The 11531-nt window shown below is 58.2% G+C and carries 10 protein-coding genes and 1 pseudogene; 4 read left to right on the top strand and 7 right to left on the bottom strand.

Annotated features, from left to right (window positions below; translation table 11 throughout):
- Positions 1 to 824: pseudogene (locus EN949_RS27455) on the bottom strand (phosphomannomutase/phosphoglucomutase); the annotation flags it as partial.
- 396 nt (positions 825 to 1220) lie between these two features.
- Here EN949_RS27455 and EN949_RS27450 point away from each other — a divergent pair.
- The gene (locus EN949_RS27450) at positions 1221 to 1514 is read left to right on the top strand and encodes a hypothetical protein (protein WP_127218776.1); all 294 of its coding nucleotides are present in this window, start codon (positions 1221 to 1223) and stop codon (positions 1512 to 1514) included.
- 358 nt (positions 1515 to 1872) lie between these two features.
- Here the strand turns inward: EN949_RS27450 and EN949_RS27445 are convergent, their stop codons facing one another.
- The gene (locus EN949_RS27445; RefSeq protein WP_245472517.1) at positions 1873 to 3510 is read right to left on the bottom strand and encodes a hypothetical protein; all 1638 of its coding nucleotides are present in this window, start codon (positions 3508 to 3510) and stop codon (positions 1873 to 1875) included.
- Between the two features lie 88 nt (positions 3511 to 3598).
- Between EN949_RS27445 and EN949_RS27440 the strand changes: the two genes are divergently transcribed.
- Complete coding sequence (locus EN949_RS27440) at positions 3599 to 3886, top strand: hypothetical protein (RefSeq protein ID WP_127366508.1); 288 nt, start codon at positions 3599 to 3601, stop codon at positions 3884 to 3886.
- Between the two features lie 298 nt (positions 3887 to 4184).
- Positions 4185 to 4883, top strand: coding sequence for a response regulator transcription factor (locus EN949_RS27435; protein WP_244507031.1), 699 nt, complete (start codon positions 4185 to 4187; stop codon positions 4881 to 4883).
- A 332-nt stretch (positions 4884 to 5215) separates the two neighbouring features.
- Here the strand turns inward: EN949_RS27435 and EN949_RS27430 are convergent, their stop codons facing one another.
- From EN949_RS27430 to EN949_RS27420, 3 genes are read right to left on the bottom strand one after another with little or no spacing between them, the layout of a single operon-like run.
- Positions 5216 to 5869: a PIG-L deacetylase family protein gene (locus EN949_RS27430; RefSeq protein ID WP_024505401.1), complete on the bottom strand. Its 654-nt coding sequence runs from the start codon at positions 5867 to 5869 to the stop codon at positions 5216 to 5218.
- A complete protein-coding gene (locus EN949_RS27425; protein WP_063170845.1) occupies positions 5866 to 6681 on the bottom strand; it encodes a sugar phosphate nucleotidyltransferase in 816 nt (271 codons plus the stop codon). Before EN949_RS27425 ends, EN949_RS27430 begins: the two co-directional genes overlap by 4 nt.
- On the bottom strand, positions 6678 to 7973 hold the full coding sequence (locus tag EN949_RS27420; protein WP_063170846.1) for a class I SAM-dependent methyltransferase: 1296 nt from the start codon (positions 7971 to 7973) through the stop codon (positions 6678 to 6680). Before EN949_RS27420 ends, EN949_RS27425 begins: the two co-directional genes overlap by 4 nt.
- 323 nt (positions 7974 to 8296) lie before the next feature.
- On the opposite strand from EN949_RS27420, the gene rfbC reads away from it, so the two are divergent.
- A complete protein-coding gene (gene rfbC / locus EN949_RS27415; protein WP_024505404.1) occupies positions 8297 to 8848 on the top strand; it encodes a dTDP-4-dehydrorhamnose 3,5-epimerase in 552 nt (183 codons plus the stop codon).
- Here rfbC and EN949_RS27410 read toward each other — a convergent pair.
- Complete coding sequence (locus tag EN949_RS27410) at positions 8843 to 10153, bottom strand: DUF4910 domain-containing protein (RefSeq protein ID WP_064994814.1); 1311 nt, start codon at positions 10151 to 10153, stop codon at positions 8843 to 8845. The genes rfbC and EN949_RS27410 overlap by 6 nt on opposite strands.
- A gap of 14 nt (positions 10154 to 10167) precedes the next feature.
- Positions 10168 to 11229, bottom strand: coding sequence for an NAD(P)-dependent oxidoreductase (locus EN949_RS27405; protein WP_127366507.1), 1062 nt, complete (start codon positions 11227 to 11229; stop codon positions 10168 to 10170).
- Positions 11230 to 11531 lie beyond the last annotated feature (302 nt).

The raw sequence follows: 11531 nt of genomic DNA, 5'->3' as shown, positions 1-11531 counted from the left end.
CCCTCATTGTCGACGACGCCGCAGCGGTCGCCGTCACCGTCGAAGCCAAGGCCGACATCGGCTCCAGTCTCAAGCACCTTGTCCCTGATGGCATGCAGCATCTGCATATCCTCGGGATTGGGATTGTAGCGCGGAAAGGTGTGGTCGAGTTCGACATCGAGCGGGATCACTTCACAGCCGATCCGTTCCAGCGCTTCAGGCGCAAAGGCGCCGGCGGTGCCATTGCCGCAAGCGGCTACGACCTTGAGCTTTTTCGAGATGCGCTTGCCCCGGGTCAGATCGTCGAGATACGTTTCGCGAAAATTGGGAACGAAATCATAAGACCCGCCGCCGACAAGGTCGAAATCGCCGGCCATTACAATCTGCTTCAGCGCGCTCATCTCTTCCGGCCCGAAAGTCAGCGGCCGCGCCGCGCCCATCTTGACCCCGGTCCAGCCATTCTCGTTATGCGAGGCGGTGACCATAGCGACCGAAGGCACGTCCAGTGCGAACTGGGCGAAATAGGCCATCGGCGACAACGCCAGTCCGATGTCCCTCACCCGAGCGCCTGCAGCCATCAAACCGGACACCAGCGCCAGCTTGATGCCAAGCGAATAGGAGCGGAAATCATGCCCGGTGACGATATCGGGACCGGCACCGACACGGCGGATCAGCGTGCCAAGCCCCATTCCGAGCGCCTGGACGCCGATCAGGTTAAGTTCGGGCGCGACCTGGCCAAACCACCAGCGCGCATCATATTCCCTAAACCCGGACGCCTTTATCAGCGCCGAGGTTTCAAACTCGAACGTGTTGGGCCGGGCTTCGTCAACGAAATTCAGCGACAAGACAGGACACTCCGAACGACACAAATGCGGTTGTCGAGGCGGTAGCTTACCGGAACCGTTCTTCCGGCCTATCTATCAGTTTGGTTGATCCCTTTCACGACATGGAAAGCCGGCGAGCATCGTTGTCGGGCTATTTCCGCGGTGCCCTGCAAGCCCTGATGCCCGCAAAGATCCGATAATACCGCTGAATGTCGTGATGCCGCGATCTGATCGACGACCGTGCCGCGTTCCAACGTAGGCTGGATTGCGACTCCCAGGACCACCCATAAGGAGCGTTTCCTGGCGTTAATAAACCTTGTAATATTTTGTGATCGCCGCCATTCGAGTTCTCCACAGTCGCGTCCCATTGACCATCTGCGGTTGCTAGAATCCCCCAGGGGAATGCCTTAAGCAGCCGTGAGCAAGAAGCAAGTCTTCTGCTCTGACGAACGCACAGCTTTAAGCACGGGCGCAAAAATGCCGCTGTTTTTTTTCGATATCCGGGACGGCAAATCCCATTCTCCCGATACAGAGGGCACCCACTACGTTGGTGCGCTCGAGGCCCGGGTAGACGCGGTTAAAATGCTGGTCGCCATGGCACAGGACGAAGTTCAGGGCGGGTTACAAAGCAACCTTTCGGTGACTGTTTCTGACGAAAGTCGTCGGCCCGTTATGGAAGCAAATATCGATTGCAGCATAAAAGTCTTTTGACAAATTCCCGATAGCCCTGGACCTAGTTGGCTCCGTCGGGATGCAGCAAGCTTTGTGCAGCTGTCCTGGCCGCACTTGACTTACGGCAGCGGCTTCTGATCACTTTTATACCCCGAGACCACGTAAGCGGAGAAGGCCGCACGATGCTGCTGCACCTCCTCGATACAGCCACGCAAGCTTCGAATGCACATTGCCGGCAGCCCTTCTACTCGTTCGCAAGCGACCGCCGCGGTACTGTCGCACGCTCGATCGCGACGACCGTCCCTTATTCGACTTCGCTGCCGATATTGCACAGGACGGGGGCCTGGCACATCGCCAGGAACCTTTGCCACCGCGAAGCCAATTCGGCGGAACTGGATTACAGGACGTTGACGGTGGCGTGGCCCGGCGCCGGAACGCTTCGTTCCAAGGCGGCTACGCCGCGCCGAGCACGGGCTCTCGTGGCGCAAACAACTGCAAGTGCGATGAAGAAGAGGATGCCTGGATCAGCGCTGCCACCCGACACCGACATTGCAATTATGCTTGCAAGGGCAGCATTCCTGACGCTCGTCACGATTGCATCTGTCTCTGCATCCACCCGTTCCCGAACCGCGCCCAGGCCTCTGGTCACGACATAGAGCAGGGCCACTATCATCAGCGATCCAAACAGACCCAACTGCGACAGGACAGCGATCGGCCAACTCGATGCCCTTGAACTGCCGAAACCAACGCCCAGTCCGCTCGTATCGAGAAACGACTGCAGGCTCTTTACATTCCAATAAGTGCGCTCATGGCCTGACCCGGAATCCGCTTTGTTAATGATGGTGCTGTTGATCAGTCTGACGAACGGGTCCAACGCCTCGGCTTTGTAAAGACTAATGCCCAGTACGGCGGTCCCGCCCACCACCATGAGAGCTATTATCAGTATCTCTTCGCGCGCAACTTTTCCCCTGATGACCGACTGTAGCATGGACAACGCAACGGGGATGCATAGCAGTGTCAGCCCGACGTAAGCCGTCGATGAAGTCGACAGAATGGACAAGAAGAGCAGGATTCCGGCCAGCCATTTCGCAAGCGGTGATTTGGTCTTTCTCCAGTAGCTGTAGCAGAATGCCAGGCAGGCGAGAGAAACGCTGGCGAACGAAGAGGCCTCCGAAAAAGGCCCGGTGATCCGCACAAAGCCTGCCTCGACCGCGTTCGATATAATCGCGTAGTTGGCGGTTCTGATCGGGGCCAGAAAGTCTCCCGCCCCCGCGGTCTTGCCAATGAAATCGATCAGCCCCAGTCCCGCGTGCAGGCCGCACCACAAAAAGAAGCCGCGCCTGATTTGATCGATCCGGTTGGAGTGCAGCAGCAGGGCGCAAAGTGCTATCGCGGCGAGGCCACCAAGAATAAAGTAGCCCGTCTGCGAAATGTTGGCTGAAACGGGCGCCAATGAATCTTCTACGACTGTTCCACGGTTCTTGGACTGCACGAATACGGTCGTCTGTCCCGCAAAGAACCTCGGAAACAGCCATGATCCGATGATTGCGTAAAGCATAAGGCTTGTAAGGACCCAGATCGACCCGATGCTTCCGAACACGAACCCAAGATCAAACCAGATACGCCGTCTCGCGGCGACGGCCGTGACGAGCAGGCCCGCGAATAAGGTGTAGATCAAGGGGGATGAGCCACCCAGAAAGCTCAGGGTCATCACGGCCGTCGCACCGAAAGCCTGGGAAGCGATCAAGCCAATGATCAGCATTCCCCTTGAATAGTACGCAACAAGCAAAATAGCCGTGCATACTAGCAGTCCCGGCAAAGACACCTGCATGCCGATCGAGTTCCCGGTGAGCGGATACAGCAAGCTGTCCGATGGCCAATCTTTCGGCAGGTGAGTATCCCCCGCAAGAGAGTCAAAGGGGGTAGCCTTCACCCGCGAAGGGAGGTAGCGGACGCGCTCGTCTCCATCGCCCTTGCCCTTGATGGTGAAGGCAGTGGCCGGCGCAAAATGCGATCCTGGGCTGAATGGCCGCATCTATGTCGGCACTAAGAAATGCGCGTGACGGACCGAAGGCTGGCAACGGGCGGGTTGTCTAGAATCCACCATAAGGAGGAGAGGCGATATGACACCCACGATGTATATCGCATGTTCGGACCCAAGCAGGGTCAGGCAATTCAAGGAAATCTACGAGTGCGCCACTGTGAAAGCCAAGTACCCTGACAGCCATATTGCCAGCAAAGCTGTCGAAAGACTGATCGACGCGCTGGAAGCCGAGATCCAGAATGCCGGATCCGTTCTGGATATGTGTTTGCTGACGGAGGATGGTCCTCAGGTGGCCACCTCAGCCGCAACGCGTATCTGTGTCGGCACAAGCGCGGCGCGGCCGCCCTGGCTTCGCGTTTCCCGGTAGGCGTCGGGATTTCGTGGCTCAAAAATTTACCGAAAATTAACTTATGTTAGCGCCCGCTTGTGAATAGCCCATAAGCTACTCACGCTGTTCTGGCTGGGAATGAGGAACAGCGGGTGCACCAGGTTGGACAATTCCAGCCAGGCTCTCAGAACGGGTGGGCATTACTATACTTTCTGAAGAAACTGGCGAGTGAGGGGCTAATTGCCGCCTCAGGGCGAATTTTGTTGGGAAAAGGGTGGGTTAGAGTATGAGTTCCACAGTAGAACTGCATAAATACACTTCGGTAGAGCCGGCAGGAATTCCGTCCGGCGGAAAAGCAACGGTCCATGAACAAGTAGGCAGAGAATGCCTCCTCATCTTGGACGGAAGGGCGCTAGATCGCGAATGTCTGGCATCGGCCTTGGAAGACCACGAACTCGGCATGGCCGTCGAGGCCAAGGGTTCGATAGACGAATGGCGCGTGAAAGAGGGGATGATCCTTGCAGCCATTCTTTTCAACCTGGGCGGCCGGAAAGTCACCGACCATGGCATAGCGGATCAGATCAGGCGCATTTCGTCCGAGTTCAGGTCGGTGCCTGTGGTGATCTTGGCCGACACAGAAGACCTTGCACAGATACTGGCGGCTCTCGAATGTGGCGCACGTGGCTACATTCCGACCTCTGTCGGGATCGACGTCTGTGTCGAGGCGATCAATCTTGCGGTGGCAGGAGGCATTTTCGTTCCTGCAAGTAGTGTCCTGTCCATGCGGCACCTGATAGATTCAGGCAGCCTTGAAACACCTTTGACAGGCATGTTCACGCTCAGACAGGCTGAGGTCGCCCAGGCGCTCCGACGCGGCAAGGCGAACAAGATCATCGCCTATGAGCTGAACCTGAGAGAAAGCACCGTGAAGGTGCACATCCGCAACATCATGAAAAAGCTTAAGGCGACCAACCGGACGGAAGTCGCTTACAAGGTCAACGATCTCTTCGCCGAAGGATCTCTGGCTGTGGAGTGACGAAGCAAATGAGACGCTAACTTTGGTTAAATCGTGCGGGCCGTTTTGCTCTCGCGTAGCGTCTGATCTGGGGGATGATTGCTGCACAATTGAGGGACCTCCGTCCCGCTGGACACCCGTGGTGGACGCCCCGCATATAGCCAGCTCCCATATGTCCTGTTCCTAAAGACTAACCATTGCGAGGCGTCCAAAGCACTCCTGCCTCACTGTCCAGCAACCAGCCGGAAGTGACACTTCGTCAATGGCGAGGACCAGGTTGCTGCTCTCTCGTGGAACTGGTCGTGCCGTCCTGGGGGACCAATCCTTGCGACAGCGACCCCGGAGGGCTATCGCTACAATATTTTGACCTTCCTAAGCGTGAAGGCCTCCGCAAAGTGCTCGGGTGCCCGGCATTCCATTCCACGCAACCGCGCAAGCCCGGCGAATGTCTCCCGATCGAACCAGTCCTTTGAGCGCTGTGTCCCGAAGTGCTCGTGAAGGAGTTGGATCTTGCGTTCCAGCACGTGGGCTGCAATCGGCACATACGCATTGGGTTGGCAAAGATCGCCGTCCCATTTCGGAATCTCGTATTCGAGCACAAGGTGATCGCGGAAAACGTTCCAGGTCAGTTGGTTGACCTCCCTATGGTCCTGATGGGCGTCGAACCTGGCATGGGTTAATATCACGTCGGGATGAACCCTTGATCTTACGTCCATCAGCCAATGCTTTATCGATCGGCTGTGAACTGGGAAATAGCCGTCTTCAAAATCCGCAACGTCGATCGTGGACGAATGGGATCCTTCGAGGAAGGCTTCGGCCGAAGCCCTGGCTTCGGCCGACCGCTGGCCGCCGGCGCTTAAGACGCACCAGTAGACGTGAAGTTTGACCTCCGACGCGATCAGACTGAGGATTGTGCCTCCCGCGCCGATCTCAATGTCGTCGGAATGGGCCCCGACGCACAGAATCGAGAGTTCCTCGCCGCCACGCGCGAGACCAAGCCCCTTCATGATGCGGCCAACCCCATACTACGCCTATTCTTCTCGGCGGTGGCTATCATACTCCAGGGCATGTCGCCCTTTTCGACCATGTCTTCGAGTGATTGCCAATCGCGCAGCGTGTCCATTGAACGCCAGAAACCCTCGTGCTTGTACGCCATCAGCATGTTGTCATCGATCAGACGCTTGAACGGCTCGACAACGAGTTCCTCCCCGTCGCGCATGTAGTTGAAAATTTCCGGACGGAATATAAAGTAGCCGCCATTGATCCAGATCTCCGATGTCTCGGCCGCACGAAACTCGCGCACGCGGCCATCTTCCGCGATGTCGGCCAAATGGTAAGTCAGCGGCGCGTGCACTGCCAGAAAGCAGCCGATCTTGCCGCTGGCCTCGAATTTTCTGATCATGTCGTCCAAGTCGACATCGGTCAGGCCGTCGGAATAGTTGGCCAGGAACATCTTCTCGTTCCTGACGTGATCCTGCGCAGCCCACAGGCGCTCTCCAATGCTGCGCCAAATACCGGTATCGAGCAGAGTGATGCTCCAGTCCTTGATTGTGTCGCCGAGGAGCTTGACGTCCTGGCCTCCTCGCGTAACCACGCAATCGGAAAACGTTTGCGGCCGGGTGTTCAAGAAAAAGTCTTTGATCACGTTGGCCTTGTAGCCCAGACACAACACGAACTCGTCATGCCCATAGTCACTGTACCATTGCATGACATGGCGCAGGATCGGCTGGTGGCCGAGCGGTATCATCGGCTTTGGGATGCTTTCGGAATAGTCGCGAATGCGGGTCCCGCGACCGCCACAGAAAAGAATGACTTTCATTTCTCGTACTCCGACGGATCGATTACGGTCACGAAAGGAATCGGCACTACGAATTTCGCGTTCCAAGCGGCGACATGGCGCATCTGCTGAATGATCTCGTCCTTCAGATTCCACGGAAGGATGAGGATGTAGTCTGGCTTAGCCTCGTCGATTTCGTCGACGGGCTTGATCGGGATGTGCATTCCAGGTGTATAACGCCCGTGCTTGTACGGGTTGCGGTCCACTGTGAAATCCAGGAAGTCGGTGCCGATGGCGCAGTAGTTCAGCAGCGTGTTTCCCTTGCCAGGCGCGCCGTAACCGCAAATCGTCTTGCCCTCTTCCTTGGCCGAAATCAGGAATGCCAAGAGATCACGCTTCGCGCGCTGCGCCTTGTAGCCGAAAGAGGCGTAGGTCGACATCTCTCCAAGCCCATGCCTGGTTTCGCGCTCGAGCAATTGGGCGATGCTGTCCTTCCTCGGCCAGGCACTGCCTTCGTGGCAGAGATAGACCCGCAGCGACCCACCGTGGGTGGGAAGTTCCTCGACATCGATCAGCCGCAGCCCGTGACGGGCCGCCATCAGGTCGACCGTCAACAGTGAGAAATACGAAAAATGCTCGTGGTAGATGGTGTCGAACTGGTTCTCCGCCATCAGCCGCTCGATGTGTGGGAATTCGAGAGTGACCATGCCCTCCGGTTTGAGCAGGATCGCCACCCCGGCGACGAAGTCGTTGAGGTCTGGCACCTGCGCCAGGACGTTGTTGCCAATGATGAGGTCCGCGCGAAGTCCTTCGCCCACCATTTGATTTGCCAGCCGGACGCCGAAGAAGTCGACCCAGGTGGCCACCCCCTTCTCGATCGCGGCGCGCGCGACATTGGCTGCCGGCTCGACGCCCAACACAGGAACGCCGAGTGGCAGAAAATGCTGCAGCAAGTAACCGTCATTACTTGCGAGTTCCACCGCAAGGCTGTCAGGGCCAAGCCCAAGGCGTCGTGTGATCGTCTCGCAATAAAGTTTCGAATGAGCCACCCAGCTGGTCGAGAACGAAGAGAAGTAGGCGTATTCGCTGAAGATGGTCTCTGGGCTCATATACTCCTTGAGCTGCACCAGATAGCACGTGTCGCAGACAAGCACGTTGAGCGGGTAGTAAGGTTCCATCTGGTCGAGCTGGTCGGGCTGCAGGAACCTCTCGCACGGCGGCGACATGCCAAGATCGACCAGGGTGTGGCGCAGGCGCGACCCGCAGAGCCTGCAGCCGACATTCCGGCTTGCCGCACTATGATCGCGGACGATTTCGACTGCCTGAATGTTCATTCCCCCTGCTCCTGTCTGCTGGTTAGAAAACGGAGACGCGGTGCGCTACGCAGAACCGATGCCTGCCGCGCCTCCGCAGGCAGATGGCCACAGGTTAGGATACAGCCCCCCCTGGTTCGATTTGCCAATCCGTCGGGTGCCTTAATCCTAATAGCGAGCGGGCGGCGGCAATGCCGGCGCGAGGCCCGCCGAACGGGTAAAGCCGTCATCCGGATATACCGCTATCGAAGAGGCCACCTAAGGCTTAGGTAGCCCTTCCAGCGTCGGCTGGCGACGCTGACAATTGCCGCGCCGGTCTTGCTCGGCACGGGGGATCCAAGTGCATGCTGTTTACCGAAACGGAGCTTCAAGGTGTCTGGCTGATCGAGCCTACACTGATGGTTGACGACCGTGGTTTTTTCACCCGTCTTTTCTGCGAAAAGGAGATGGCGGATTGCGGTCTGGCGACCCGATTTGTCCAGCACAGCCGGTCCTGTTCGGTCCAAAAGGGAACTCTCAGGGGGCTACACTACCAAGAGGAGCCTTACGCCGAGGTCAAGCTGGTCTCCTGTGTCCGCGGCGCTATTTTTGATGTCGTCGTGGACCTGCGCCCGAATTCACCGACACGCTACAAGTGGCTTGGCTTCGAGCTGACATCCGAGAACATGAAGCAGGTCTATATCCCCGCCGGATTCGCGCACGGCCTGCAGACCCTTACGGACGGCACCGAGGTCTCTTATCTCATATCGCAGTTCTATGCGCCCCACGCGTCGACGGGCGTCCTCTACAATGACCCGGCCTTTTCGATCCGCTGGCCATTGATGCCGACAGCAATGTCGGAAAGGGACAAGTCCTGGCCCCTTGTCAGACGGCGAACCGGCGCCTCGGCCTCATGAGGCTGCTGCCAAAAGACCATGTCCCGATAACAGTCTGGCGGCGGCGGCGAGTTCCTTGAACGGCAGGTTCGAACGCTCCGCCATGCTCAGAAGCGAATGCTGCCCGTCGGCAAGGTTTAGCACCCAAAGCAGCGACATCGACGTTGCGCCCGACGACTTCTGCCCTCCCAGGGCTGCATAGAGGCCGCGCTTGCCGAGTTGCGGTTCGCCTTTAGGCAAGAGGTTCAACGGCGTCCAGTCCTCTTCGATGATGTCGATTACGTCCGTCAGGATGCGGAAGGAATCCTCGAGATGCTCCGGCCTGATGAAGTCAAGATTGTCGGCCGACGTGTGGTATTCGGGGAATGTGCCGTGGACGCTCCGCTGGAACATGCCGACCGGAAGATCGAAGCCCGGCGAGCAATATTGCCTCTCGTCATAACCGTAAGGGGAGAAATCCAGCATCTTTGCCCCAGCTAGACGCCCGAGCACGTGTGCCATGGCGCGATCGACGAGCGCGTCACCGCGGCGGCTGCGCTTGTATGCCGGGCTTCCTGCGTCACCAACGCATGACAGCACCAGACCATGGTCGATGAGACATGTCCGGTCCTCGTTGCGCGACAGCCACGCGAGCGCGCCGATGGTGCCCGGGGCGAACAGGAAGCGATAGCTGTATCGTGTTTCCCTTGCCTTCAGGCTTCTTGCGAGCGCTGCCAGCAGGGCCAGGCCCGAACAGTTGTCGTTGGCGAGTGAGGGATGGCAAATGTGCGCCGAAAGCAGGAATTCCCGTTCTGTTTGCCCGCGGTGCAAGTATTCTCCGTAGGCGAGGCTGCCGTCTTTGAATTCGGCATCGATCTCCACCCGATAGAGACCGTCGGGCATGTTGGCCACACGGTCATGGGCTGCGCAGAAGCCCCATGTCGGGGTGTAATAGGAAGTGCGGTAGGGAATCACCTTCGGTTGTTCCGGCAGCGTATGGATATGCGGCCTCAATTCTTCGAGCGGCAGTATCCCCTTGAAGGGTACGCTGTAGTTGACGATGTGCAGGTTGGAGTCAGCGAAATCCACGACCGTTTGTCCGTCCGGGCCTGTGATGCTTGCCGAGCGGATGTTCCATTCCTTGGGAATGGTCCAATCGAAAACCTGTGTCCCGGTCGGCACTTCATGCCGTTCCAAATCGATGTGCCCCGACAAGACGTCCAGCGTTTGTCGCACACCATCTCCGGTGATGCTCCTGCAGATCGGAAACAGACGTTCGGCCAAGGCATAGATTTCCTGGCCGAGGCTGACGGACGCTGGCGGCGAGCCGAGTCCGCCGGGATTCACCTGTTCCACACCGCTTATCCCGCCGCTACCTCCAGTCTTTTCGAGGCTTCGGCGACCCGCATCCGACCGTCCAGAAGTCCGTTGGCCAAAAGATACCGGATGTGGCCGATACGCTGGAAGCGCGGCCCCTCGAATTCGTCGAGAGTGACATTCGACTTTCGGTAGGCATGATAGAGCTGCTCGGCCCCTTTGCGCGCATCCCATTGCGGCTTGAAGGCAGGAAGGGCAAGCGCGATCTTGTCGAAGTTAACGCGATAGGAGCGCTTGTCGGGTCCGGCATCGGACGCGAACTCAAGCCGGCAGCCCGGCACGACCTCGGCGACAATCTCGGCGATGTCGCGGATCCTGTAGTTGTGGCCCGTCTGCCCCACATTGAAGGCCTCGTTGTGAATGGTCTCGCGGGGCGCTTCCAGCCCGGCAATGAACGCCCTGGAAATGTCCTCGATATGGACGATCGGCCGCCACGGCGTTCCATCGGATTTCAGCAGGATGACGCCCTTGGTGACCGCCCAGGCCACGAGATTGTTCAGCACGATGTCGAAGCGGAGCCGGGGAGAGAGGCCATAGGCCGTGGCGGGACGGAAATAGGTGGGAGAGAAGCTGCTGTCGGCCAGTTCAGAAATGTCCCGTTCGGAAAGCACCTTGGACCAGCCGTAGGGCGTGACCGGCTTCAGTTCGCCCGTTTCGTCCACCATCCCGTCGCCGGCCTGTCCGTAATTGCTGCATGATGAGGCGAACAGGAAGCGCGACACGCCGGCGTCCTTGGCCGCCTTCGCGAAGCGGACGCTGCCCTTGTAGTTGATTTCGTAAGTGATGTCCGGATCAAGGTCGGACAGCGGATCATTGGAAAGAGCCGCCAGGTGGATGACGGCATCGACCCCTTCGAGGTCGCGCGCATCTACGTCCCTGACGTCTTTTTGGATTGAAGCAATTGAAGCCCGCTGGCCCCCTGCTGTAAAGGTGCAGCGCCGGTAGAGATCGCTGTCATAGCCCGTCACTGAGTGCCCTGCACGCAACAGCATCGGCACCATCACCGAGCCGATATAGCCTTGATGGCCGGTTACCATGACTTTCATCGCGCACCTCTCAAGCCGATAGTGATCGCCAGAAGGCTACTTGGGCTGAAAACAGTGAGGGAGAACGCCAATAGGCGATCAGGATGCCCTGTTGGACGAAGCCTTTGCCGCCAGTGCACCTTTCGGGTGGTCCGAGCCTAATCCTTTCGGAGGATTTTCTTCTGATCACCGTCGCTGATGCTTCCATCGGCCTCGTCATCAGCATTCCCGATCCGAGACTCAATTAGCGCTTGTTGGTTCGATTTCACCCAGGCCCCGCGACCGCGGATGTTTCGCGCATCGCGGCGTGTCCGGTGTTGAAC

Origin of the sequence: Mesorhizobium sp. M7A.F.Ca.US.007.01.2.1 (assembly GCF_003998165.1) — a bacterium.
GTDB classification, from domain to species: domain Bacteria; phylum Pseudomonadota; class Alphaproteobacteria; order Rhizobiales; family Rhizobiaceae; genus Mesorhizobium; species Mesorhizobium ciceri.
The sequence above is the reverse complement of the archived record's forward strand: the minus strand, read 5'-3'. Positions and strand labels throughout refer to the sequence as shown.

Excerpts from the sequence above, each read along its gene's own strand:
- EN949_RS27445 (WP_245472517.1), bottom strand. The coding sequence starts at position 3,510 with ATGCGGCCATTCAGCCCAGGATCGCATTTTGCGCCGGCCACTGCCTTC.
- EN949_RS27440 (WP_127366508.1), top strand. The coding sequence starts at position 3,599 with ATGACACCCACGATGTATATCGCATGTTCGGACCCAAGCAGGGTCAGG.
- EN949_RS27430 (WP_024505401.1), bottom strand. The coding sequence starts at position 5,869 with ATGAAGGGGCTTGGTCTCGCGCGTGGCGGCGAGGAACTCTCGATTCTG.
- EN949_RS27425 (WP_063170845.1), bottom strand. The coding sequence starts at position 6,681 with ATGAAAGTCATTCTTTTCTGTGGCGGTCGCGGGACCCGCATTCGCGAC.
- EN949_RS27420 (WP_063170846.1), bottom strand. The coding sequence starts at position 7,973 with ATGAACATTCAGGCAGTCGAAATCGTCCGCGATCATAGTGCGGCAAGC.
- rfbC (WP_024505404.1), top strand. The coding sequence starts at position 8,297 with ATGCTGTTTACCGAAACGGAGCTTCAAGGTGTCTGGCTGATCGAGCCT.
- EN949_RS27405 (WP_127366507.1), bottom strand. The coding sequence starts at position 11,229 with ATGAAAGTCATGGTAACCGGCCATCAAGGCTATATCGGCTCGGTGATG.